Raw genomic sequence first — 22,755 nt, 5'->3', positions numbered from 1 at the left:
ATATTTTAGCACTTTTGATTTTTGCCAACTCAAAAAGCCAATGCAAAAAAACCAAAAGAGCTAAAATTTTCCAACGCTCGAATTGAAATTAATAATGTATTTTTACAACAAACTGAATAATTAATATGACAAAAATAGTTGCAAAACCATTCTTGAAATGGGCTGGAGGAAAAACTCAACTGATTGAACAAATTGAAAATCAATTACCTGAAAATATAATTGAGAATAATTTTACGTTCATCGAGCCATTTGTAGGAAGTGGAGCAATTTTGTTTTGGATGCTTGAACAGTTTCCAAATATGGAAAGAGCAATTATAAATGACATAAATACAGACTTAACAAATTGCTATAATTCAATAAAAGAAGATGTAGAAAATTTGATAAATATACTTTCAGAATGGCAAAGTGAATATTATATTTTAGCTCAAAATGACGCTGAAAAAAAGGAATATTATTACGATAAGAGAGCACTTTTTAATTCAAGAATTTCAAATCAAACAACTCAAAGTGCTTTATTTATTTTCTTAAATAGAACCTGTTTTAATGGACTTTTTCGAGTAAACCGTAAAAATGAATTTAATGTTCCAATTGGTAGTTATAAAAAACCATTAATTTGTAATAAAGAAAATTTAAGAGCAGTTTCTATAGTGCTTCAAAGAGTAGAAATTTTAAATGGAGATTATTCGGAAACGTTAAATTTTGCTACAGAAAATACTTTTTTCTATTTTGATCCACCATACAAACCATTAAGCGAAACTTCAAGTTTTAATTCTTACGCCAAAGATGAATTTAATGATACTGAACAAATACGATTAAAAGATTTTTGTACAGAATTAGACAATTTAAATCATCAATGGATTTTAAGCAATTCAGATGTTAAAGGAAAAAATCCAAATGACAATTTTTTTGATGATTTATATTCTGATTTTAATATTTATCGCGTAAATGCCCGAAGAAGTATAAACGCAAATCCAAACAAAAGAGGAAAATTAACAGAGTTATTAATTACAAACCAAGTTCTTCAAGAGGCAAATCTTCAATAAAATATTTACAACCTACACTCTCAATATATTCAAAAACATCATTGTTTCTTGGATTGTCAAACCAGTCATTTAAAACATAAAAATATTCAACATTTATATTTAATGGTCTAAACAATTTAGTGTATTGCTTTTTCTTAAAATCACAAGTTTGTAATTTCTCATCAACTGAACCAGAACCTGCTTGATATTTTTTCTCAATAATATACATTGTATTTCCAACAAGTAAAGCTCCATCTGGTAATAATCTTTTGCTTAAAATAGTTCTATAATCAACTCCGTTAGGAGTTAAATACTCTTTGTAAAGCGAGTATTTTTCATAATAATGTGCAACAATATTTCCATTTTTCACAACTTCATTATCGTTCTGTATAGAATAATCTAGATGCAAATTTATCGCATCTAATAAATCTGTTCTACCTTCAAAACGTAAACCATTAAAATTTGTATTTGCTCCACCACCAACTGTATTAGGAATTCTTGCCATATTTATATTTCTTTAATTGCATTGTAAAACATTGAACGACCTGAATAATTCCAATAAGTAACATCTTGTTCCTCAAATAACCATTTGATACATTCCAAAATTAATTTACTTGAATGACCTGTTTTGAAAGGAAAATCTGTTTTAGTTGAGTTTTGACAATTAAAAATCAAATCAATTTCATCTATTAATAAGTCATAAAGAGCTTTATTTTCAGCTTTTTTATTTCTTAAATCAGTAAGTATGTTTTCGTGTGTTGGTCTTGTACTCGATCTTTTAGGATTCCCTTTTTCATTTATTAAACCCAAATTAAAATTTGTATTTTCTACATTCAGCGTAAAGTCAAAACCATTATTGAAATTTGCTGGACGACTTAAATAAACTTTTCTTCCATCAGGTAAAACATTTACAACATATTTATACCTTGATGTATTTGCTCCTTTTCCAGTTCCTGCTGTTTCGTTTAAAAAAATATTTATAATCTCTTTTCTAAATTTCGCCCTATCATTACTAAATTTTTGTTTAGTTAAATCAATTTCAGTCATATTCTAATTTTTATTAGTAAATAAATCTTGTATTTCAATATTGAATGTTTTCGCTATTCTTTCAATATTCTTCAATGAAATATTACGTTCTGCCCTTTCAACCATTCCTATATAAGTTCTATGAAAACCAGACTTAAAAGAAAGTTCTTCTTGACTCCAACCTTTTTCATTTCTAAGTTGTCTAACTTTATTACCAAATTTGACTAAAACGCTATCTTTTTTCATAATGCTAATATCTATTTTTGTATACAAAAAGTCTACATACAATAAGTATCGTAAATAAATTTTACTATATTTGTTTATGCTAAAACCATATTTCAAATCAACCGATAAAAATTTCTGTCTCTTAAAAGGAGATTCAATGGAGTTATTACCAAAAATCAATCATAAGTTTGATATGGTTTTTGCTGATCCGCCTTATTTTTTATCAAATAATGGTTTGTCAATCCAAAGTGGTAAAATTGTTTCTGTAAATAAAGGAAAGTGGGACAAATCACTTGGAACAGAGTATATAAACAAATTTAATAGGCAATGGCTTTCATTAGTTCGGGAAAATATGAAAGAAGATGCTACAATTTGGATAAGTGGAACAATGCACAATATATTTAGCGTTGGACAAACTCTAACAGAATTAGACTTCAAAATATTAAATATAGTTACTTGGCAAAAATCAAATCCGCCACCAAATTTTTCTTGTAGGTATTTTACACATTCAACGGAACAAATAATTTGGGCGAGAAAAAACGAGAAAACACCTCACTATTTCAACTATGAATTAATGAAACAACTTAATGGAGACAAACAAATGAAAGATGTTTGGAAACTTCCTGCAATCGCACCTTGGGAAAAAAGCTGTATAAAACATCCGACTCAAAAACCTTTATCAGTTTTAACTCGTTTAATTTTAGCATCAACAAAACCAAATGCTTGGATTTTAGATCCTTTTGCTGGAAGTAGTACAACAGGAATTGCAGCAAATTTGTCGAACAGACGCTATTTAGGAATAGACAAAGAACAAGAGTATTTGGAAATTAGTAAAAATCGAAAACTTGAAATTGAAAATCCGAAAATTGCTTCTAAATACAAACAAAAATTACAAGGATTTAATAATCAGAAAGAATTGGATTTGTTTTTAGCGAAAGAACCAGAAACTGAATATGTAACTGAATTAATTTTATGATTTGCCAACGCTAAAAGTCATACACATTTGCAATTCGCTTCAGCCATCACACAAGCCAAAAATTGCAAAAGAGTATGTCTTTGCCAACGCTACAAACTGAACGAGAAAAAAAAGTACGAAAACACAACAACGTATATAAAAAATAGCGGTTTAAGTACTTAATTTGAAGTGAATTTTATAAATTTAAAGTCAGTTATAGACCGAAAAGTTAGTGCATAAAATCCGCTACTTTTCATATACAAACACGTTGTAGAGCATTAGAGAAATGAAAATCGATATACTAAACATTATTAAGACTGGAGATATTTCACCTTTCAAATGGGGAGATTCGGAATCTGATATTTTAAAGATATTTCCTGAATGGAAAGAAACAATTGCGGAATTAAAAAAAGCTAAATTTCCATACATTGAAATTGACTCTGTCGAATTTTATTTTGACACAAACTATTACAAAGGGTTATCGGAAATAATCATTAAGGTTTTGAATTTTGATAATGATTATAAGTCTGACTTTTTTGATTTTGGGTGGCTAAATGACAGTTTGAATTTCAAAAGCGTAACTGAAAAATTGAACAACTTGAATTGGAGGTTTGAATTGACAAAAGGGCCTAATTTTAAAACACCAATCATTCTGCCAAACCGAAACGTGTTTTTTAGTTTTGAACAAGATTATAGCGGAGATAACGAAGAAAATGACTTGCTTAAAATTTATATCAATCGAACAGAATATACAACCGAGTATCTGAATAAAGGAAAACATAAAATAACGCTCTACAACACCGTATAAAAATAATTACGGTTTAGTGCTTAATCAAAGGCCGTTGCGTGTTTGTAACGTCTGATTTTCCTTCGGAAAATCCTCGCATACAACCCGCAACTATTCTTATACATAAACGTTAGTAGCAATTAAAGAATGATAATAATCTATCGATATCAAATACAAAGAGGAATTTTACCAATTTTTCGAGAATTAATCGAGAAAAACGAACTCAATGAATTTAATGTTATCGATACTGAAACAATAAGAAGTAGACTAGCTAATCCAACAACAGAGGTAGACGAAAAGGTTAAGTATCATATTGATAATGGACTATTAATATCTGACGCCTATTTAATTGATGCATTAATTCAAAATTGGGATAGCAAAAAACATAATATTTTAGTCGATTTTCCAAGAAATATAGAACAACTTAATGTGCTTAAGTTCCATCTGGATAACTTGAATGATAACATTGAAAAAATCATTTATTACAAGGTTAACGATTTTGATAAAATCTATGATATTGCTCAAAACAATTATGGAAAAGTATATGATGCTGATATGAAAAAGCAAACAATTGAATCTATGCAAAAACAAATGGATAGAGCCGAAAAAATGATTGAAAAATTAAATGACATTCCTGTGATTGAACTGGATTTCCTTGACGAAAACACCAAAGAATTAAAATAAAACAGCTACTAACAAAGGCTATAAAAAATGCGTGGGTTTGGCAGAACTTGAAAGGTCACTGCAAGCAATTAACAACGCCAATCCTTTGGATTGGTTATTAAAAACAATAAATTTAAAAACAAAACACAAAGGCTTAGCTACGTGCTCGGTTGAAAACAGTGCTTTTCATAGCCAAACCGTTACTCTAAACCTTTCATTTCATCATCATAAAACTCACCTGCTTTATCCATTAGGTCAGCTAATTCGGTAGTAACATCTTCTTCTTTTTCTCCTGTTAAATCTTCAAACCACTCTATTGAATCATCTTTAAGGTTAATTAAAAAACGAGGATACTCTGTATGCAATACAAAAATATCTTCAGGATGATTGCTGTTATCTGCTAATAAAAATTTAGGTAAGTCCATAAATTGAGAATCTTTTATATTTTTTGTTTAACCTCAGTAACTGGGTTAGTTTTTATTAATTGTAAAGTTAATTTATTAAATCGAATGAATAGTAATATAGACGCTGTAGTTAATCCTGCTAAAAGCCCTAGCCAAATACCAAAACTACCATACATCTCTTCTTTTCCGAAATAAAAACTAATCGGAAAACCTACTACCCAATATGATATGAATGTAATTATGGTTGGAATTTTTACATCTTGCAAACCACGTAAAGCTCCTAAAACCATTACCTGAATACTATCTGATATTTGAAAAATAGCTGCTGCAATTAACAAGTTAGCTGCAATTTTCATTACTTCCATATTATCGGCGTAATTATTAGCATCACTTAAATCGACATATAAATTTGGTAAACTTTTATGAAAAACAAAAAATATCGTTGCAAATCCAACTGCTAAAATAGTACCTAAAAAAAATATTGAAAACGCTATTCTTCGTAACTCTTTAAAGTTTTTCAATCCTTTTTGGTTCCCAACTCTAATCATAGATGCAACACTTAATCCCATAGCAACCATAAACGTCATCGAAGACAGATTTAAAGCTATCTGATTTGCTGCTTGTGGGTTTTTACCTAATAATCCGCTTAACCAAATTGCTGCCGTAAAAATGGCAACTTCAAAAAACATTTGCATTGCGCTTGGTGCTCCTAAGCTAATTATTTTTCGAAGCATTAATTTATCCAATACAAACAACTTAATGCTTGTAACTAACTTTTTAGAGCGTTCTTTTTTAGTTAATAACCACCATAGATAAGCCACCATTACAAATCTCGAAACTAAAGTACCGTAAGCAGCACCTACAATTCCCATTTCAGGAAAGCCAAACTTTCCAAAAATCAGCAAGTAATTCAATAAAACATTTAACAAGTTCGCCACAATTGTTGCATACATCGGATAACGAGTCATCGACATTCCATCGCTAAATTGTTTGAAAGCTTGGAAAATAATCATAGGAATTAATGAAAAAGCTACCAAATCTAAATAAGGTATTGCCAACTCAACAACCTCTATAGGCTGTTTCATTAAATACATTAATGGCTTCGAAAAGAAAACCATTAAAAACATTAAAATTCCAATTACTGAACATAAAAACAATCCGTGTTTAAATGTAGATTTTGCTTGTTTAAAATTATCAGAAGAATCTGCTTCGGCTATCAAAGGAGTTATTGCTGTAGAAAAACCAATTCCTAACGACATGGCAATAAACATAAAACTGTTACCTAAAGAAACCGCAGCTAATTCAGCCGTTCCTAATTGTCCAACCATAATATTATCAACAAAACTTACAAAAGTGTGCCCTAGCATACCCAACATTACTGGAGCTGCTAGCTTCCAGTTATACTTAAATTCTGATGTGTATTGCTGTAAATTCAAGGGTTATTTTATTTCAGACTGCGAAGATAACTTTTTTAACAGTCCATAGGTTTATCTACACCTTTTTTTAATTAATTTAATTACCTTTGATATTCTTAAAAACAAACAAAAATGGCAACAGTTACACTACAAGGAAACGCAATAGAAACTATAGGAAACTTACCTGAAAAAGGAAGTAAAGCAATCGATTTTTCGTTAGTTGCAACAGACTTATCTGTGAAGAGTTTAAACGATTTTTCTGGTAGCAGATTAATCTTAAATATTTTTCCAAGTGTAGATACTGGTACTTGTGCTACTTCAGTAAGAGAATTTAATAAAAAAGCTTCAGAACTAGAAAACACTAAAGTTATATGTATTTCTAGAGATTTACCTTTTGCTCAAGGTCGTTTTTGTGGTGCAGAAGGAATAGAAAATGTAGTGATGCTTTCTGATTTTGCTACAGGTAAATTCGGTAAAGATTATGGTTTAGAAGTTAAAAATGGTCCTTTAACTAGTTTACACTCTCGTTGCATTGTTATTATTAATGAAAATGGAGAAGTTCTTTACACTGAGCAAGTTCCTGAAATTGTAGATGAGCCTAATTACGAAGCTGCTTTAAACTCTTTATAGAACTGTTTATGAAAAATCCGAATAACGACTTTATAAGGAGACGTTTACGAAGTATAAAATTTGCTATTAAAGGTATCTGGCTATTAGCTACTACAGAAAACAGTATTAAAGCTCAAATTACTTTTGGTATAATTGCTACTATTGCAGGATTCTATTTTGATATTTCCATGACAGAATGGATGATTCAATGTTTAATTATTGGCGTAGTTTTAGTTGCTGAAGCATTAAATACTGCTATCGAAAAAGTAGCAGATTTTATTCACCCAGATTATCATGAAAAAATAGGTTTTATAAAAGACATTGCAGCAGGTGCTCCTGCTTTTGCCGCATTTACTTCGTTGATCATTGCTTGCATCATTTATCTTCCTAAAATAATAGCTATATTGTAGCGTTTAAATTATTTCTAACAAAAATACATGGCTAAAAAAAAGACAACTGTTCAAAAGAAACAACAAAAGACAAGCATCTTTAAAAGAGTATCTACTTTTTTTTCTAACAGACAAAATCAAACTCTTTTAGGAGCCTTTTTATTTCTTTTTTCAATATTTCTAACAGTTGCTTTTGTGTCTTTCTTTTTTTCTTGGCAAGAAGACCAAAGTACTTTAACCGAATTTGGTAATAAAAATATCCCAACAAAAAATTTATTGGGTAAAATCGGATCAAAGCTTAGTAGCTTTTTTGTGTTTGATGGTTTTGGCGTAGGTGCATTCCTTATCCCTATTACATTGTTTTTTACCAGTGCTCGAATTTTCTTTCAAACTAATTTAAAAAGAATTGTTACTTCTTGGAACTGGGGTTTATTAAGTATGCTTTGGGTTTCCGTTGCTTTTGGGTTTGTTGAGAAAAAAAATGCAGTTTTATCTGGTATTATTGGTTTTGAACTAAATGAATACTTGCAAACTTTTTTAGGAAAAACAGGATTAATGATTTTATTACTGTTCTTTCTTGTTGCTTTTTTGATTATCAAATTTAGTATTACACCTGAAGCAATTAACGAAAAAGTAAAAGCCAATAAAGAGAAAAAAGAATTGACTAGACTTTCTAAAGAAACCGATGATCTAGAAGAAGAAATTACAACTGAGATAAATAAAGCAGAAACTGATGAAGTTCAAAAATCAGACTTTGAGCTCTCAGTAGAAAATTTACAACCTACAATAACAAAACATTCTGATGTTAGTACTTCAACTCCAAAAGAAGAAGAAACTCCTTCTATTGAGTTAACAAATGAAACTTCTCCGCTAAATATTTCAGAGCAATCTAAAAAAGAAGTTGAAGTCGCTATTGAAAAAATAGCTGAAGAGAAAAGTGTTACTCAGAATTTATCAGACCAATTAGTAAAAGATTTTGGAGAATTTGATCCTACTTTAGAACTTGGTAATTTCAAATTCCCAACATTTAATTTATTAAAAGAATATAACGAAAGTATTTCTATAGATCCTGAAGAACTTGAAGCCAATAAAAATAGAATTGTAGAAACATTAAGCAATTACAAAATTGGTATTTCAAAAATTAAAGCTACTGTAGGGCCAACAATTACATTGTATGAAATTGTGCCTGAAGCTGGCATTAGAATTTCTAAAATTAAAAATTTAGAAGATGATATTGCTTTATCTTTATCTGCTTTAGGGATTCGTATTATTGCGCCAATTCCAGGAAAAGGAACTATTGGTATAGAAGTACCAAATAAAAAATCAACGATTGTTTCTATGCATTCTGTTATTTCTTCTAAGAAATTTCAAGAATCTCAAATGGAACTTCCTGTTGCGCTTGGTAAAACAATTTCTAACGAAACTTTTGTGGTTGACTTAGCTAAGATGCCTCACTTACTAATGGCGGGCGCAACTGGACAAGGAAAATCAGTTGGTTTAAATGCAGTATTAACTTCATTACTTTACAAAAAACATCCTGCTGAAGTTAAATTTGTTTTAGTAGACCCTAAAAAAGTTGAATTAACTTTATTTAATAAAATAGAACGTCATTATTTAGCCAAACTTCCTGACAGTGAAGATGCCATTATTACCGACACCACTAAAGTTGTAAACACCTTAAACTCATTATGTATCGAAATGGATGCACGTTACGACTTGCTTAAAAATGCAATGGTTCGTAATATAAAAGAGTACAATGCTAAATTTAAAGCACGTAAATTAAATCCGAATGACGGACATCAATTTTTACCTTACATCGTATTAGTTATTGATGAATTTGCCGATTTAATTATGACGGCCGGTAAAGAAGTTGAAACACCTATTGCTCGTTTAGCGCAATTAGCTCGTGCTATTGGTATACATTTAATTGTGGCTACGCAAAGACCTTCTGTAAATGTAATTACAGGTATTATCAAAGCCAACTTTCCAGCCAGAATTGCTTTTAGAGTAACTTCTAAAATTGATTCTAGAACTATTTTAGATGCAGGTGGGGCTGATCAATTAATTGGTCGAGGTGACATGTTATATACGGCAGGAAATGATTTAAGTAGAATTCAATGTGCTTTTGTTGATACTCCTGAAGTAGAAAAAATCACTGATTTTATTGGTTCTCAGCGCGCATATCCAAAAGCACACTTATTACCAGAGTATGTTGGTGAAGAAGGTGGCACAAATCTTGATATAGACATTTCAGATAGAGATAAACTGTTTAAAGATGCAGCTGAACTTATTGTTACAGCGCAACAAGGTTCGGCATCTTTATTGCAACGTAAATTAAAGTTAGGATACAACAGAGCTGGTAGATTGATAGATCAATTAGAAGCTGCTGGTATTGTTGGGTCTTTCGAAGGTAGTAAAGCAAGACAAGTTTTAGTCCCTGATTTGGTTGCTTTAGATCAGTTATTAGAAAACGAAAAAAACAATAATTAAATTTCTAATTTAGAAATATGAAAAAAGTAGGATTATTATTCATCGCAGCATTTATTAGTTTAAATAGTATAGCTCAAAATAGCTCGTCTGAAGCTAAGCTACTACTAGATGAAGTATCAGTAAAAATGGGAGCTTACACCAATATGATTATTGGTTTTAACTCAACATTAGTAAACAAAGAAGCAGGAATTACAAACGATCCTCCAATACGTGGAGAAATAACACTTTCTGGAGAAAAATACAACCTTGATTATTTAGGTAACAATTTTATTTTTGACGGAAACAAGCTAGTTGTTATCAATCAAGAAGAAAAAGAAGTAAATATAACTAACGGAGATTTAGATGAAGAAGATGGTTTTATTTACCCTTCTAAACTATTAACTTTTTATAAAGACGGTTATAATTTTTCTATGGGAAAATTAAAAAACAATAACGGTCGTAAAGTTCAGTTTGTAGATTTAACTCCTATTGATAGCAACTCTGATATCGTAAAAGTACAATTAGGTATTGATGCTAAAACGAAGCACATATATAAATTAGTACAAATAGGTTCTAACGGAGCTGAAACTACCTTTACAATTACAAAATTTAAAAGTAACCAACCAATTTCTAAAAAAATGTTTTCATTTGATAAAGAGAAATATTTAAAACAGGGTTACTTTATAGACTAAACTAATACATCTAAAAAGTTTTGTTAATGAATCTTTAAAAATCATTAACAAAACTTTTATTTTTTTATCCAACTAACCTACTACCTTTGCATCTGTGAAAACATTAGACAGATATATTTTAAAAAGCTTTTTAAAACCTTTTTTCGCCACATTCCTTATCATATTATTTGTTTTGGTAATGCAGGCCTTATGGTTAGCTTTTGACAATTTTGCTGGCAAAGGTATTAGTCTTGGAATTATATTAAAATTTCTTTGGTACACCACTCTTTTAGTAGTACCACAAGCATTACCTATTGGTGTTTTACTATCTTCGATAATGACTTTGGGTAGCCTATCTGAAAATTATGAATTTGCAGCTACGAAATCAGCTGGTATTTCATTACCTCGAATGGTGCGCCCGTTAGTTTTCTTAACTCTTTTTTTAAGTGGTATTAACTTTTTGTTTTTAAACAACGTTTACCCTTATGCGATGTTAAAGCAGTTAAACATGAAAGTTAACATCAAGAAAAAGCAACCTGCTATAGCTTTAGTTGCAGGGAGTTTTAACACCGAACTACCTAATTATCAAATTAAGTTTGAAGAGAAGTACGGAGAAGACGATAACCTTTTAAAAAAGGTGATGATTTATGATTTATCTGATAGAAAAGGAAATAATAAAATTATTACTGCGGAAAAAGGTAAAATAATTTCTGACGAAAGCAGTAGGTATATGACTTTAGTTTTAGAAGATGGTTACTATTTTGAGCATCATTTAAAAAATGGATCTTCTTTTAAAGAAAAGCAAAAAATGCCCGCTTCTCATGCATATTTTGACAAGTACACTATAAATATTGACATTTCTTCTTTTAACGATGATGATCTTGGTGATGAAAAATACACACGTCAGTATAACATGCTTAGTTTAGCTCAATTGAAGGATACTGTACCTACAATGAAAAAAAACTATGATGACTTTATTAAAAGTAAAGCCAAAAACTTGTTTTTAAGTATTGATATTGAAGATTTACACCACTACCCAGATTCTTTAGTTAATAAAGAAATTTCGCCAAATATTCTTGAAAACTTTAATGACAGAGAGAAACGTAACATCCTATCTTCTGCGGTTTCAAAAATTGAAAGAACATTAAATAATAATAAATCTAATAAAGAAACTTTAAAAAACAGAAGGAAATACTTAAACCTGTATGATATTGAATATTATAACAGAGTTGCTTTCTCTTTATCTTGTTTATTACTGTTTTTTATTGGTGCTCCTTTAGGTTCAATTATTAGAAAAGGAGGAATGGGATTACCAATGATTTTAGCAATTGCTATTTATGTATTGTATTTCTTTTCAAATACTTTTGGTAGAAATTTAGCAGAAGAAAGCTCTTTAACTGCCATAATAGGATCTTGGATAAGTGTGTTTATAATGCTACCTTTGGCTATAATATTAACCGTTAGAGCCACTAAAGACAAAGGTCTTTTTGATGTGAATACATTTTTTGCATCTATACGTACTACGATTAAAAACTTATTCTCTAAAAAAGAGAAAACAACATAACAATGACAACACAAACATCAACAAAAGTTCAGTTAAACACTATTGAAGAAGCAATAGAAGATATTAAAAACGGAAAAGTAATTATTGTTGTTGATGATGAAGACCGTGAAAATGAAGGTGATTTCTTAGCGGCAGCCGAAAAGGTAACCCCAGAGATGATTAACTTTATGGCAACCCATGGTAAAGGTTTAATATGTACTCCACTTACCGAAGATCGCTGCAAAGAGTTACAACTAAACATGATGGTAAACAACAACACCGACCCTATGGAAACTGCTTTTACAGTTTCTGTAGATCTAAGAGGTAAAGGTGTAACCACAGGTATTTCTGCCTCAGATAGATCTAAAACTATTGAAGCTTTAATCGATCCAGAAACAAAACCTTTCGATTTAGCACGCCCAGGACATATTTTCCCCTTAAAAGCTAAAAATGGAGGTGTTTTAAGAAGAACGGGGCATACCGAAGCTGCAATTGATTTTGCTCGATTAGCTGGTTTACAACCTGCTGGAGTTATTGTAGAAATCATGAATGAAGACGGTACCATGGCTCGTTTACCTCAACTTTTAAAAGTTGCTAAAAAATTCGATTTAAAAATTGTTTCTATCGAAGATTTAGTTGCTTATCGTATGGAGCACGATTCTTTAATTGAAAAGAAAGAAGATTTTAATATTAAAACTCGTTTTGGTGAATTCCGTTTAAGAGCTTATCAACAAACTACTAACAAACAAATACATATTGCGTTAACCAAAGGTGTTTGGAGTAAAAATGAACCAATATTAACACGCGTAAATTCTACGCTTGTAAACAACGATATCTTAGGTACATTAACTAATAATGCTGACAAGAAATTAGACCAGATGTTTAAAGTAATAAACGATGAAGGACGTGGTGCTATTATTTTTATCAATCAACAAAGTCAAGCTTTAAACTTATTAGCTCGATTACGTGGTTTAAAAGAAAACCAAGCTAAAGGAGAAATGAAAGCTCCGCATGTAGCTATGGATAATAAAGACTTTGGTATTGGAGCGCAAATTTTACACGACTTACACATTCATAAATTACGTTTAGTTTCTAACACCAAACAAACCAAGCGTGTTGGTATGATTGGTTATGGTTTAGAAATTGTTGATTATGTAAACTATTAATTTGCTAAAAGAATAAAACATAAAAAATCCCGAGTTTTTTAACTCGGGATTTTTTTATTCTATAGGAATACACAGATCTACAATGCACTTTCCTTCAGGATGCTCTTGCGGATTGTTATAATAAATTCCAAAAGGATCTTGATCTGCTCTTTTAAATCCTTTTTCTGACATCCAAACAAAATTTGCTTCCCAAGCTTCTTGAAACTCCATTGGTGCAATTCCTAAACGAGAAACAACACATTTGGTATCTGGTAATGTTCTAAGGTTTACTTCTCCTTCAGTTTTTACTTCTCTGTTTAAAGTCATGCAAGCACTCATCCTTAAATTATTCGGATCTGTAATTTTAGGACTATCATGATAAATGGTTATCATTCTTAAATTTTCTTGCTGCATTAAACCTTTTGGAAAAGCCCATTGCATTAGTCTGTTATAAACATTACCTATTAAATCCATTTTACCTTGATGACTTATATAAGCTAATTGTACCTCTGGAATTATTTTAACTTCTGTAATCGCATTCATTTTTAACCAATTTAAAGAGTTATTTACGTTACAAATGTATTGTTCAAATAAGGTAATCATTTGTCCATTCTTGCTTTCTTCTTTACTAATCTTGCTAAACTTATGAGGACTACTTTCTCTAAATTCAACAGGGCTCATTCCGTAAAATTTCTTAAAAGCTCTTGAAAATGACGATAAACTAGTAAACCCTACTCTATCGGAAATTTCAGTAATTGTTAATTCTTTTTTATGTAACAAAAAAGAAGCTGCCTTTTCAATTCTTTTTCTTGTGATAAAATTATTTAAAGTTTCTTTTGTTACTATTGAAAATAATCGATGAAAATGAAATGGAGAAAAATGTGCTTTCTCAGCGATATCATTTAACATTAACTTTTCGTGTAAGTGTTCTTCAATATAAGTAATCGATTTACCTATTCTAGTTACTACTTTAGTATTTAGTTTTTTTGAAGATTTCATAATTATTTTTCTGAAAGATGTAGAATATTATTCCACTAGCAAAGTACAAAATAACATCAATAAAATCTGAAGTGTATCTTAAATGAAATTTAGGAAGAAAATACTCAAATAAGAAACTATACAGAAAACAGCTATACAAAACGATACTTAAAGGAATATGGTAATTTTTATTATTCTTACTCCATCTCAGGATATAAAGACTAATTGTTAATACAATTGGAATTATTAAAAAGTCGTTTAAATAAAACTGAATGATATCTGGTAATAAGTATTTATTTCTTTGAGTTATATAAACACATAGCCCAATAAATAAAGAAGAAACAAAATAGACTTTTAAAAATCGATTCATATTATCCAGCTGCTACCATAGCTATAAACCATGCTAATAAAGCTCCTATAGCACTTACCACTAGAAAAGCTGAATACAAAATCCCAACCAACAATTCTATACAAAAAGAAAGGATGCTTTTTTAAACGCTCTGCTAAATTAGGATTCTCAATCTTTTCTTTAGCTTCATTTATTAAAGTTTCCTTATATTCTTTTTCCTTTAAAGCCCTCTTTTTTTCGTGAGAAATTAACGTGTTACAATTTTCGCAATACTCTTTATTAGTATTAAAAACTCCACAGTTTGGACATTTTATATTCCTTGTAACACTCATGCTTTATTCTTTAAAACTATAATTATTTTTCTTTTTATATGGACGAATAATCAATCTTGTTTCTCTATCAAATCGGATGTAATTATAAATCCAATTCATAAATACTATTACCTTATTTCTGAATCCGATTAATGAAAACAAATGAACAAACATCCAAACAAACCAAGCAAATACTCCTTGAAACTTCCATTTAGGTAAATCTACCACAGCTTTATTACGACCAATTGTAGCCATAGAGCCTTTATCGTTATATTTAAAAGGTTTTAGTTTTTTCCCTTTTAATTTTGCAAGAATATTCTTGCCCAATAATTTTCCTTGCTGAATAGCTGGTTGTGCCATCATTGGGTGCCCGTAAGAATATTTTTTGGTTTCCATACAAGCTACATCTCCAATAGCATATACATTATTATAACCAATAACTTTGCTGTACTCATCAACTTTAAATCGATTAGCTCTCTCAATTAAACATTCTTGCTCTAAACCTGTAATTGAATCTCCTTTTACACCCGCTGCCCAAATTACTGTTTCAGCTTTAAAATGATCGTGACCATTGGTAGTTACAGTTTCTCCATCATAATCTAAAACACGGAGATCTTTCCAAACATCAACACCTAATTTTATTAAAAAATCTTCTGCTTTTGCAGATGCTTTGTTGCTCATTCCTTTTAACAACTCTCCAGAACTTTGAATCAAATTTATTTTCATTTGACGGATATCTAAATCTGGATAATCTTTAGGTAGAATACCTTTTTTCATTTCTGCCAAAGCTCCTGCCAATTCAACACCTGTAGGCCCACCACCAACAATTACAAAATTCATCAAAGCTCTACGCTTGTCTAAATCTGTTTCTAATAGCGCTTCTTCAAAATTTTCTAGAACTAAACTACGAATATTTAATGCTTGCGGAACCGATTTCATTTCCATTGCAAACTTTTCAATATTAGTATTTCCAAAGAAATTAGTGGTAGAACCAGTTGCAATGATTAGCTCATCGTATTCTAAATTCCCTATAGAAGTTTCAATAGTATTTTCATCTGCATTTATATTGGTAACTTCTGCTAATCGGAAAAAGAAGTTCTCCACATCGTTAAAACGTTTACGTAATGGAAAAGCAATGCTATCAGGTTCTAATCCTCCTGTAGCTACTTGATATAATAATGGTTGAAATGTATGGTAGTTGTGTTTATCTATTAAAACAACTTGTAAATCTTGGTCTTCTAATCCTCTTGCAGCCGCTAATCCTGCAAAACCTCCTCCTATAATTACTACTCGAGGAAAGCTCGTTTGTGGTATGTTCATGTAGATTTATTATCATTAAATAATCTAATTACAAATTTACGAAAGTGAAACGAGTTAGTTAAAATTTATTCTTTAGATTTACACTAAACCTCTGAAAATAAATAATTAATTAAAAACAGATTGTCATGTTTAATTTTTTAAAGAAAAAAAAACAAAAAAGATTAGTTATTGAGTGCGATACAGATGTTATTACCATAAATAGTAAACCGGTTACTTTTCCAACAAACTATGATACTTTAATAAACACTTTTGGTAAACCAGATAGGAAATTAAACAAAAGTAAAAATTACATTATTTGGGACAAACTAGGCATATTTTGTGGTTATGAAGATAAAGACAATATTTTATCTATTAATTTTTATCAAAATAAACAAGATAGAAGCGAATACAATACCAAAAAGCAATTTACTGGAAAACTAATTCTAAATAATGATGAAATAACGAATAATGAATTCAGTAAAATATCTTTAGGTGAATTAGCAATTCTACGACTAGGCAGTGAAAGTACTGTTCGTTTTGGATTTAGTATTGGTGTAAATAAAACTTACAATAATTAATTTATAGTTGTTGCTTTAACTGCTGAATAGCTTTATTTGAAGTTACTAAACCTAGTATCAGTTTTTTTCTAACAACATCTATATCATCATCAAAATACTTTGCCCATTTATACTCTTTAAATAAAGTTTGTATTTGCTTTAAACGTTGATGTACGAACTCAGAAGTCATTAAAAATTTATCTGTATTCGCTACGCTTCCTATTCTTTTTATTCTTGCCTGTTGTTTATTAAAATCTACCTCTAAATAAAACACTTTATCAAAATCATTTAATGGATAAAAATCAATCCATTTTGCAAAGCCAACATAATAATTTTGGCTCTTATAATTTTCGACACCTTTAATTTTCCATCTACAGTTTGCTACTCTTCCCCAATGATTCGAATAACGGTATACACCATCATCAGCATAAAAATACAAGCTACCAGATTTACTTTGATAATGTGCTGATTTCCCTTCAAAAAAATCGATCTTTTTTGACTCAAATTCGCAGTAAGTGTATTTAAAAAAATTAAACTTATAATACATTTTATTCTCCAAAAACAGTAATTACAATTTTTCTCCTTCCCCCGTAATTACGATGCTCACCTAAATAAATACCTTGCCAAGTACCTAAATTTAGTTTTCCGTTTGTTATTGGAATTTGAACTTGACTACCTAATATTGAACTTTTTATATGCGCTGGCATATCATCAGCTCCTTCATAATCATGCTTATAATACGGCATATTTTCAGGAATCATTTTATTAATATGTGATTCGAAATCCACCCGCACAGTTGGGTCTGCATTTTCATTAATAGTTAAACTCGCAGAGGTGTGTTTAATAAACGCTTGAAATTGTCCAATTTTAATTTCTCTTAACTTAGGAACGGCACCTAATAAAACATCAGTTATTAAATGATAACCTCTTGGATACTCTGATAACTGAATTTCTTTTTGATAAAATTTCATCTTGTAAAAATAAAAAAGCCATCTAAAACTAGATGGCTTTTAATATTTATAATTTCAAAAAAATTACTTCACTTCTTCGAAGTCTACATCTTCAACATTGTCACCTTGAGCATCTGCTTCAGGTTGACCTTGTTGTGCTCCTGCATCAGCTCCACCTTGTTGTGCAGCATACATTTCTTCAGAAGCAACTTTCCAAGCTTCATTAATCTTTTCCATAGCAGCATCAATTTGTGCTAAGTCTTTAGATTCATGAGCAGCTTTTAATTCAGTTAAAGCAGCTTCGATTGGACCTTTCTTATCATCAGATAACTTATCTCCAAACTCTTTTAATTGCTTTTCTGTTTGAAAAATCATAGAATCAGCTCCGTTGATTTTCTCAGCAGTTTCTTTTGCTTTTGCATCAGCATCAGCATTTGCTTCAGCTTCAGCTTTCATCTTTTCGATTTCTTCATCAGATAATCCAGAAGAAGCTTCGATACGAATATCTTGAGATTTTCCTGTTGCTTTATCAGCTGCAGAAACTTTAATAATTCCGTTTGCATCAATATCGAAAGTTACTTCAATTTGAGGAACTCCTCTTTGTGCTGGTGGAATATCAGTTAATTGGAAACGACCAATTGTATTGTTATCTGCTGCCATCGCTCTTTCACCTTGTAATACGTGAATATCTACCGATGGTTGGTTATCTACTGCTGTAGAAAATACCTGCGATTTCTTAGTAGGAATTGTTGTATTTGCATCGATTAACTTTGTAAATACATTCCCCATAGTTTCGATTCCTAAAGATAAAGGCGTAACATCTAATAATAAAACGTCTTTTACATCTCCAGTTAAAACTCCACCTTGAATTGCAGCTCCTAAAGAAACTACTTCATCAGGGTTTACTCCTTTACTTGGCGCTTTTTTAAAGAATTTTTCAACTGCTTCTTGAATTGCAGGAATACGAGTTGAACCACCTACTAATACTACTTCATCAATATCAGAAATTGATAAATCAGCATTTTTTAAAGCAGTAGCACAAGGCTCAATAGTTCTTTTAATTAAATCATCAATTAAAGTCTCAAACTTAGCTCTAGTCATTGTTCTAACTAAGTGCTTAGGTCCACTAGCTGTAGCTGTAATATATGGTAAGTTAATTTCTGTTGAAGTTGTAGAAGATAATTCGATCTTCGCTTTTTCAGCAGCCTCTTTTAAACGCTGTAAAGCCATTGGATCTTTACGTAAGTCCATGTTCTCTTCAGCCATAAACTCTTCAGCTAACCAGTTGATTAACTTTTCATCAACATCATCTCCTCCTAAGTGTGTATCTCCATCTGTAGCTAATACTTCAAATACTCCGTCTCCTAATTCTAAAATAGAAACATCATGTGTACCTCCACCAAAATCAAATACTACGATTTTCTTGTCTTCGCTTGCTTTATCTAAACCATAAGCTAATGCTGCTGCAGTTGGCTCGTTGATGATACGACGAACTTTTAATCCTGCAATTTCACCAGCTTCTTTAGTTGCTTGACGCTGTGCATCGTTAAAATATGCTGGTACAGTAATTACTGCTTCTGCTACGTCTTGACCTAAATAGTCTTCAGCAGTTTTCTTCATTTTCTGTAATACCATTGCAGAAATTTCTTGTGGCGTATATAAACGTCCATCAATATCTACACGTGGTGTATCGTTATCTCCTTTTACTACTTTATAAGGAACTCTTCCTGCTTCTTTAGAAGACTCAGAAAACTTATTACCCATAAAACGTTTAATAGAATAAACTGTTTTTGTTGGATTAGTTACTGCTTGTCTTTTTGCTGGATCTCCAATCTTACGCTCTCCTCCTTCTACGAATGCTACGATAGATGGTGTTGTTCTTTTTCCTTCAGCATTAGGAATTACTACTGGCTCGTTTCCTTCCATTACAGAAACACATGAGTTGGTAGTTCCTAAATCTATACCTATAATTTTACTCATAATTATTATCTTAAATAAATTTTTAATTCAATTTTACGAGTAGTAATAGTCAAAGTGTGTGCCATTAGCTATTGGCTAATATTTTGGCAGAAAAAGAATAATAATGGGTTTTAAAAATGACAGAGTGTCATTTTTTTATTGAATTATTGTACGAATCGTACACTAACTTAATGTTTAAGTAAGTGTTTTGCAGTGCTTTTTCTGTATCGCTTTTACCTTTAAACAAAACATTTGTTATTCCTTCTTCTGTTTGAGGAATCAGATTCCCTTTGTAATTAGAATACATTAAATACCAATGTGTTTCTTTTAAACGGTGCTCTCCTTTTTGAACAAATAGATGGTAAGTGTTAATCAGCTTCTTTTTAATTGATAAATTTTTAATTCCGCATTCTTCTTCTACTTCACGAACAGCAGTTTCTTCAATCTCCTCACCTTTCTCAATACGCCCTTTAGGTAAATCCCACTTATTTCCTCTATAAATAAATAAAATTTCATTTTCATCATTTAAAACAAGTCCTCCAGCAGCAGTAATAACTTTTAAATTAATTTTGAATGATTGCCAATGATTTTCAAGATCGTTAGAAAAAAGATAAACTCCTTTTAATTTACCTAGTTTTAACTTGTAGATAAGTTCATCTATAATTGTATTTTTGTAAACATAAACTGGATAATCTTCTTCATTTTTTACAGAAGTTGTAAAGATTATCGGCTTATCATTAACAAAAACTTTATACATTTGCGCTATGGATTTTAACAAAGATACTGCAAAAAAAACAGCTGAACTTCTTTTACAAATAAAAGCTATAAAACTGAGTCCACAAAATCCTTTTACATGGGCTTCTGGTTGGAAATCACCAATTTACTGTGACAATAGAGTTACATTATCGTATCCACCTGTTAGAAATTTTTTAAAAGAAGAAATCGCTAAGTTAGTAGAAGAAAAACACGGTAAGCCTGATGTAATTGCAGGTGTTGCCACAGGCGCTATTGCAATTGGCATATTAGTTGCTCAAGAATTAGGGGTTCCTTTTATTTATATTCGTCCTGAACCTAAAAAACATGGAAGAAAAAATCAGATAGAAGGACATTTAGAAAGTGGCCAGAATGTAGTGGTTATCGAAGATTTAATCAGTACTGGCAAAAGTAGCTTGAATGCTGTTAAAGCTTTAAAAGAAGCGCATGCAAATGTAAAAGGTATGGTCGCTATTTTTTCTTACGGATTTAATATCGCTTCTGAAAACTTTGAAAAAGATAATGTAGAGCTAACTACACTTAGTAATTATGAATATATGCTAGAGCAAGCTTTAGATAGCAAATATATTACAAGTGAAGAGCTACGTTCTTTAGAAGATTGGAGAATGAATCCAAGCAAATGGAAACAAAACGAAGAATAAAAAATAATAGAATATGAATATTGAAGGAAACAAAGTAATCGTAAAAAAATCAGCAAAAGACACATTTGATTTTTTTAGCAAACTTGAAAACTTTGAACAATTAATGCCAGAAAACACTCAAAAATTTGAGGTAGATGGCGATAGTTTTATTTTTGGATTAAAAGGAATGCCAGAAATAAGATTGGTTATGAAAGAAAAAACTGAATATTCAAATATAACTTTAGGAGCTGCAAGTAGTAAATTACCATTTACTTTATCATCTGACATTAATGAACTTTCAGAAAACGAAAGTGAAGTAGTTTTAAGTTTTAATGGAGATTTTAATCCAATGATGGCTATGATGGTAAAAAAACCATTAACTAAGTTTATTGAAACTTTAACTGAAAATATTTCAAAATTATAAACTAAGCAAACGAAACCTCTTTAAGACCAAATTCTTTAATCGTTTCGTTCTCTAATTCTATTTGGAGTTTTCCGTTTTCAGAGACTCCAATTATTTTACCCATAAATAAAATGTTCTGATTGTTTTTAAACATACTCGGAACATTTTTTTTATACAAAACACTTAAATATTGTTTTTCTAAAAACGCGTAATCTTTTTTATGAAGCAATTCAAGTTTACTTTTCAACCTTATTAAAATTTCATTTAATAAAATATCTAAATCAAATTCTTTATTTACTATTTTTTTTATCGATGTTGCATTTGGCAAATCTTTTGAAAAGATTTCTTGATTTACATTAATTCCAATTCCAATAACTGATGACGTTATTTTATTGCCTTTTAAATTATTTTCTATTAAAATTCCAGCTAACTTTTTATTCACTGACAGAATGTCGTTTGGCCATTTTATAGCCAATTTTGGTAATTTTAACTCATTAAGAGTCTCAAAAACAGCTAATGAAACGCCAAAACTCAAGTACTTTTGATTAGATATTTCTAAGTCATCAAAACAAGAAAAAACACTAAAGGTTAGGTTTTTACCACCGTCAACAACCCATTTAGCATTCATTTGCCCTTTACCAGATGTCTGCTCCTTTGCCATCACAATTGTAAAGTCTTGAACAGTAGAGTTAACTGACAAATTCTTCAAAAATGAATTGGTCGAATCAATGGCATCAAGTTTGATTATTTTCATATACGTTTTGCAAGTAAAACAAGTATCAATATTACATAAATTACTCGCAAAAAAATAATAACTTTGCTAAAACTTAATTTTTTTTAATGACTAAAAAACAAGCAAACACAGACGACTTAATCGCTATGATAATAAAGGGGATTGATGATGTAAAAGGAGAGGATATTCAACTACTAGATTTAAGAGAAATTGAAAATACAGTTTGTGATTATTTTGTAATTTGTTCTGGTAATTCTAACACACAAGTAAATGCTATTACAGGTTCTGTTCAGAAAACTGTTAGTAAAGAACTTCAAGATAAACCTTGGCACATAGAAGGGCAAGGAAATTCAGAATGGATTTTAATGGACTATGTTAATGTTGTTGTACATGTTTTTCAAAAACAAATACGTGAGTATTATGACATTGAAAGTCTTTGGGGTGACGCAAAAATCACCGAAATTAACCCTGCTTAATTGCAAACAATTTACACACTAAT

Annotated in this window: 27 protein-coding genes; 14 read left to right on the top strand and 13 right to left on the bottom strand. The window is 30.4% G+C overall.

Going from position 1 to position 22,755, the window contains the following annotated elements; all coding sequences use genetic code 11:
• The first annotated feature begins 125 nt into the window (after positions 1 to 125).
• Positions 126 to 1,043 (top strand): DNA adenine methylase, encoded by a 918-nt coding sequence (locus H3Z83_RS08315; protein ID WP_182125018.1) that lies wholly within the window; start codon positions 126 to 128, stop codon positions 1,041 to 1,043.
• Here the strand turns inward: H3Z83_RS08315 and H3Z83_RS08310 are convergent.
• From H3Z83_RS08310 to H3Z83_RS08300, 3 genes are read right to left on the bottom strand one after another with little or no spacing between them, the layout of a single operon-like run.
• Positions 1,006 to 1,527, bottom strand: coding sequence for a hypothetical protein (locus H3Z83_RS08310; protein ID WP_182125017.1), 522 nt, complete (start codon positions 1,525 to 1,527; stop codon positions 1,006 to 1,008). The genes H3Z83_RS08315 and H3Z83_RS08310 overlap by 38 nt on opposite strands.
• 2 nt (positions 1,528 to 1,529) lie before the next feature.
• Positions 1,530 to 2,069: a DNA adenine methylase gene (locus H3Z83_RS08305; RefSeq protein ID WP_182125016.1), complete on the bottom strand. Its 540-nt coding sequence runs from the start codon at positions 2,067 to 2,069 to the stop codon at positions 1,530 to 1,532.
• A 3-nt stretch (positions 2,070 to 2,072) separates the two neighbouring features.
• The gene (locus tag H3Z83_RS08300) at positions 2,073 to 2,294 is read right to left on the bottom strand and encodes a helix-turn-helix domain-containing protein (RefSeq protein WP_182125015.1); all 222 of its coding nucleotides are present in this window, start codon (positions 2,292 to 2,294) and stop codon (positions 2,073 to 2,075) included.
• A gap of 76 nt (positions 2,295 to 2,370) precedes the next feature.
• On the opposite strand from H3Z83_RS08300, the gene H3Z83_RS08295 reads away from it, so the two are divergent.
• The 3 genes from H3Z83_RS08295 to H3Z83_RS08285 all read left to right on the top strand — a co-directional run bounded on the left by H3Z83_RS08295 (position 2,371) and on the right by H3Z83_RS08285 (position 4,699).
• The gene (locus H3Z83_RS08295) at positions 2,371 to 3,249 is read left to right on the top strand and encodes a DNA-methyltransferase (protein ID WP_182125014.1); all 879 of its coding nucleotides are present in this window, start codon (positions 2,371 to 2,373) and stop codon (positions 3,247 to 3,249) included.
• A gap of 265 nt (positions 3,250 to 3,514) precedes the next feature.
• Positions 3,515 to 4,036 (top strand): hypothetical protein, encoded by a 522-nt coding sequence (locus tag H3Z83_RS08290; RefSeq protein ID WP_182125013.1) that lies wholly within the window; start codon positions 3,515 to 3,517, stop codon positions 4,034 to 4,036.
• A gap of 126 nt (positions 4,037 to 4,162) precedes the next feature.
• On the top strand, positions 4,163 to 4,699 hold the full coding sequence (locus H3Z83_RS08285) for a nucleoside monophosphate kinase (protein WP_182125012.1): 537 nt from the start codon (positions 4,163 to 4,165) through the stop codon (positions 4,697 to 4,699).
• A 179-nt stretch (positions 4,700 to 4,878) separates the two neighbouring features.
• Here H3Z83_RS08285 and H3Z83_RS08280 read toward each other — a convergent pair whose 3' ends face one another.
• Positions 4,879 to 5,103 carry a hypothetical protein gene (locus H3Z83_RS08280; protein WP_182125011.1) on the bottom strand — a complete coding sequence of 75 codons (225 nt, stop codon included), beginning with the start codon at positions 5,101 to 5,103 and terminating at the stop codon, positions 4,879 to 4,881.
• 14 nt (positions 5,104 to 5,117) lie between these two features.
• Positions 5,118 to 6,518, bottom strand: coding sequence for an MATE family efflux transporter (locus H3Z83_RS08275; protein ID WP_182125010.1), 1,401 nt, complete (start codon positions 6,516 to 6,518; stop codon positions 5,118 to 5,120).
• Between the two features lie 111 nt (positions 6,519 to 6,629).
• On the opposite strand from H3Z83_RS08275, the gene tpx reads away from it, so the two are divergent.
• The 6 genes from tpx to ribB all read left to right on the top strand — a co-directional run bounded on the left by tpx (position 6,630) and on the right by ribB (position 13,344).
• Positions 6,630 to 7,127 carry a thiol peroxidase gene (tpx, locus tag H3Z83_RS08270; protein ID WP_182125009.1) on the top strand — a complete coding sequence of 166 codons (498 nt, stop codon included), beginning with the start codon at positions 6,630 to 6,632 and terminating at the stop codon, positions 7,125 to 7,127.
• Positions 7,128 to 7,135: 8 nt separating this feature from the next.
• Positions 7,136 to 7,516, top strand: a complete 381-nt coding sequence (locus H3Z83_RS08265; protein WP_182125008.1) for a diacylglycerol kinase — start codon at positions 7,136 to 7,138, stop codon at positions 7,514 to 7,516.
• A 27-nt stretch (positions 7,517 to 7,543) separates the two neighbouring features.
• Positions 7,544 to 9,985: a DNA translocase FtsK gene (locus H3Z83_RS08260; protein WP_182125007.1), complete on the top strand. Its 2,442-nt coding sequence runs from the start codon at positions 7,544 to 7,546 to the stop codon at positions 9,983 to 9,985.
• A 17-nt stretch (positions 9,986 to 10,002) separates the two neighbouring features.
• Entirely contained in the window at positions 10,003 to 10,656 is a 654-nt protein-coding gene (locus H3Z83_RS08255) for a LolA family protein (protein WP_182125006.1), read from the top strand.
• A gap of 94 nt (positions 10,657 to 10,750) precedes the next feature.
• Complete coding sequence (locus tag H3Z83_RS08250) at positions 10,751 to 12,199, top strand: LptF/LptG family permease (RefSeq protein ID WP_182125005.1); 1,449 nt, start codon at positions 10,751 to 10,753, stop codon at positions 12,197 to 12,199.
• A 2-nt stretch (positions 12,200 to 12,201) separates the two neighbouring features.
• Positions 12,202 to 13,344, top strand: a complete 1,143-nt coding sequence (gene ribB, locus H3Z83_RS08245; RefSeq protein WP_182125004.1) for a 3,4-dihydroxy-2-butanone-4-phosphate synthase — start codon at positions 12,202 to 12,204, stop codon at positions 13,342 to 13,344.
• 54 nt (positions 13,345 to 13,398) lie between these two features.
• Here the strand turns inward: ribB and H3Z83_RS08240 are convergent, their stop codons facing one another.
• The 3 genes from H3Z83_RS08240 to H3Z83_RS08230 all read right to left on the bottom strand — a co-directional run bounded on the left by H3Z83_RS08240 (position 13,399) and on the right by H3Z83_RS08230 (position 16,281).
• Positions 13,399 to 14,322 (bottom strand): AraC family transcriptional regulator, encoded by a 924-nt coding sequence (locus H3Z83_RS08240; protein WP_182125003.1) that lies wholly within the window; start codon positions 14,320 to 14,322, stop codon positions 13,399 to 13,401.
• Between the two features lie 345 nt (positions 14,323 to 14,667).
• Entirely contained in the window at positions 14,668 to 14,982 is a 315-nt protein-coding gene (locus tag H3Z83_RS08235) for a hypothetical protein (RefSeq protein WP_246337508.1), read from the bottom strand.
• A gap of 3 nt (positions 14,983 to 14,985) precedes the next feature.
• Positions 14,986 to 16,281 (bottom strand): NAD(P)/FAD-dependent oxidoreductase, encoded by a 1,296-nt coding sequence (locus tag H3Z83_RS08230; RefSeq protein ID WP_182125002.1) that lies wholly within the window; start codon positions 16,279 to 16,281, stop codon positions 14,986 to 14,988.
• A 125-nt stretch (positions 16,282 to 16,406) separates the two neighbouring features.
• Here H3Z83_RS08230 and H3Z83_RS08225 point away from each other — a divergent pair, with 125 nt between their 5' ends.
• Complete coding sequence (locus H3Z83_RS08225; protein WP_182125001.1) at positions 16,407 to 16,838, top strand: DUF7738 domain-containing protein; 432 nt, start codon at positions 16,407 to 16,409, stop codon at positions 16,836 to 16,838.
• Position 16,839: 1 nt separating this feature from the next.
• Here H3Z83_RS08225 and H3Z83_RS08220 read toward each other — a convergent pair whose 3' ends face one another.
• From H3Z83_RS08220 to H3Z83_RS08205, 4 genes are all read right to left on the bottom strand, one after another.
• Complete coding sequence (locus H3Z83_RS08220) at positions 16,840 to 17,364, bottom strand: hypothetical protein (protein ID WP_182125000.1); 525 nt, start codon at positions 17,362 to 17,364, stop codon at positions 16,840 to 16,842.
• Position 17,365: 1 nt separating this feature from the next.
• Complete coding sequence (locus H3Z83_RS08215) at positions 17,366 to 17,788, bottom strand: secondary thiamine-phosphate synthase enzyme YjbQ (RefSeq protein WP_182124999.1); 423 nt, start codon at positions 17,786 to 17,788, stop codon at positions 17,366 to 17,368.
• 63 nt (positions 17,789 to 17,851) lie between these two features.
• On the bottom strand, positions 17,852 to 19,747 hold the full coding sequence (dnaK, locus tag H3Z83_RS08210; protein ID WP_182124998.1) for a molecular chaperone DnaK: 1,896 nt from the start codon (positions 19,745 to 19,747) through the stop codon (positions 17,852 to 17,854).
• A 127-nt stretch (positions 19,748 to 19,874) separates the two neighbouring features.
• Positions 19,875 to 20,483, bottom strand: coding sequence for an NUDIX hydrolase (locus H3Z83_RS08205; protein ID WP_182124997.1), 609 nt, complete (start codon positions 20,481 to 20,483; stop codon positions 19,875 to 19,877).
• A gap of 7 nt (positions 20,484 to 20,490) precedes the next feature.
• On the opposite strand from H3Z83_RS08205, the gene pyrE reads away from it, so the two are divergent.
• Complete coding sequence (gene pyrE, locus H3Z83_RS08200; protein ID WP_182124996.1) at positions 20,491 to 21,141, top strand: orotate phosphoribosyltransferase; 651 nt, start codon at positions 20,491 to 20,493, stop codon at positions 21,139 to 21,141.
• 13 nt (positions 21,142 to 21,154) lie between these two features.
• Complete coding sequence (locus H3Z83_RS08195) at positions 21,155 to 21,544, top strand: SRPBCC family protein (RefSeq protein ID WP_182124995.1); 390 nt, start codon at positions 21,155 to 21,157, stop codon at positions 21,542 to 21,544.
• Position 21,545: 1 nt separating this feature from the next.
• Here the strand turns inward: H3Z83_RS08195 and H3Z83_RS08190 are convergent, their stop codons facing one another.
• Positions 21,546 to 22,277: a biotin--[acetyl-CoA-carboxylase] ligase gene (locus tag H3Z83_RS08190; protein ID WP_182124994.1), complete on the bottom strand. Its 732-nt coding sequence runs from the start codon at positions 22,275 to 22,277 to the stop codon at positions 21,546 to 21,548.
• A gap of 86 nt (positions 22,278 to 22,363) precedes the next feature.
• On the opposite strand from H3Z83_RS08190, the gene rsfS reads away from it, so the two are divergent.
• On the top strand, positions 22,364 to 22,732 hold the full coding sequence (gene rsfS, locus H3Z83_RS08185) for a ribosome silencing factor (protein WP_182124993.1): 369 nt from the start codon (positions 22,364 to 22,366) through the stop codon (positions 22,730 to 22,732).
• Positions 22,733 to 22,755 lie beyond the last annotated feature (23 nt).

Source organism: Tenacibaculum pelagium, assembly GCF_014062345.1.
Classification (GTDB): domain Bacteria; phylum Bacteroidota; class Bacteroidia; order Flavobacteriales; family Flavobacteriaceae; genus Polaribacter; species Polaribacter pelagius.
Note: the sequence above shows the minus strand (reverse complement) of the source record. Positions and strands in the feature narration are given on the sequence as shown.

Excerpts from the sequence above, each read along its gene's own strand:
- H3Z83_RS08315 (WP_182125018.1), top strand. The coding sequence starts at position 126 with ATGACAAAAATAGTTGCAAAACCATTCTTGAAATGGGCTGGAGGAAAA.
- H3Z83_RS08310 (WP_182125017.1), bottom strand. The coding sequence starts at position 1,527 with ATGGCAAGAATTCCTAATACAGTTGGTGGTGGAGCAAATACAAATTTT.
- H3Z83_RS08305 (WP_182125016.1), bottom strand. The coding sequence starts at position 2,069 with ATGACTGAAATTGATTTAACTAAACAAAAATTTAGTAATGATAGGGCG.
- H3Z83_RS08300 (WP_182125015.1), bottom strand. The coding sequence starts at position 2,294 with ATGAAAAAAGATAGCGTTTTAGTCAAATTTGGTAATAAAGTTAGACAA.
- H3Z83_RS08295 (WP_182125014.1), top strand. The coding sequence starts at position 2,371 with ATGCTAAAACCATATTTCAAATCAACCGATAAAAATTTCTGTCTCTTA.
- H3Z83_RS08290 (WP_182125013.1), top strand. The coding sequence starts at position 3,515 with ATGAAAATCGATATACTAAACATTATTAAGACTGGAGATATTTCACCT.
- H3Z83_RS08285 (WP_182125012.1), top strand. The coding sequence starts at position 4,163 with ATGATAATAATCTATCGATATCAAATACAAAGAGGAATTTTACCAATT.
- H3Z83_RS08280 (WP_182125011.1), bottom strand. The coding sequence starts at position 5,103 with ATGGACTTACCTAAATTTTTATTAGCAGATAACAGCAATCATCCTGAA.
- tpx (WP_182125009.1), top strand. The coding sequence starts at position 6,630 with ATGGCAACAGTTACACTACAAGGAAACGCAATAGAAACTATAGGAAAC.
- H3Z83_RS08265 (WP_182125008.1), top strand. The coding sequence starts at position 7,136 with ATGAAAAATCCGAATAACGACTTTATAAGGAGACGTTTACGAAGTATA.
- H3Z83_RS08260 (WP_182125007.1), top strand. The coding sequence starts at position 7,544 with ATGGCTAAAAAAAAGACAACTGTTCAAAAGAAACAACAAAAGACAAGC.
- H3Z83_RS08255 (WP_182125006.1), top strand. The coding sequence starts at position 10,003 with ATGAAAAAAGTAGGATTATTATTCATCGCAGCATTTATTAGTTTAAAT.
- ribB (WP_182125004.1), top strand. The coding sequence starts at position 12,202 with ATGACAACACAAACATCAACAAAAGTTCAGTTAAACACTATTGAAGAA.
- H3Z83_RS08240 (WP_182125003.1), bottom strand. The coding sequence starts at position 14,322 with ATGAAATCTTCAAAAAAACTAAATACTAAAGTAGTAACTAGAATAGGT.
- H3Z83_RS08235 (WP_246337508.1), bottom strand. The coding sequence starts at position 14,982 with ATGAGTGTTACAAGGAATATAAAATGTCCAAACTGTGGAGTTTTTAAT.
- H3Z83_RS08230 (WP_182125002.1), bottom strand. The coding sequence starts at position 16,281 with ATGAACATACCACAAACGAGCTTTCCTCGAGTAGTAATTATAGGAGGA.
- H3Z83_RS08225 (WP_182125001.1), top strand. The coding sequence starts at position 16,407 with ATGTTTAATTTTTTAAAGAAAAAAAAACAAAAAAGATTAGTTATTGAG.
- H3Z83_RS08220 (WP_182125000.1), bottom strand. The coding sequence starts at position 17,364 with ATGTATTATAAGTTTAATTTTTTTAAATACACTTACTGCGAATTTGAG.
- H3Z83_RS08215 (WP_182124999.1), bottom strand. The coding sequence starts at position 17,788 with ATGAAATTTTATCAAAAAGAAATTCAGTTATCAGAGTATCCAAGAGGT.
- dnaK (WP_182124998.1), bottom strand. The coding sequence starts at position 19,747 with ATGAGTAAAATTATAGGTATAGATTTAGGAACTACCAACTCATGTGTT.
- H3Z83_RS08205 (WP_182124997.1), bottom strand. The coding sequence starts at position 20,483 with ATGTATAAAGTTTTTGTTAATGATAAGCCGATAATCTTTACAACTTCT.
- pyrE (WP_182124996.1), top strand. The coding sequence starts at position 20,491 with ATGGATTTTAACAAAGATACTGCAAAAAAAACAGCTGAACTTCTTTTA.
- H3Z83_RS08195 (WP_182124995.1), top strand. The coding sequence starts at position 21,155 with ATGAATATTGAAGGAAACAAAGTAATCGTAAAAAAATCAGCAAAAGAC.
- H3Z83_RS08190 (WP_182124994.1), bottom strand. The coding sequence starts at position 22,277 with ATGAAAATAATCAAACTTGATGCCATTGATTCGACCAATTCATTTTTG.
- rsfS (WP_182124993.1), top strand. The coding sequence starts at position 22,364 with ATGACTAAAAAACAAGCAAACACAGACGACTTAATCGCTATGATAATA.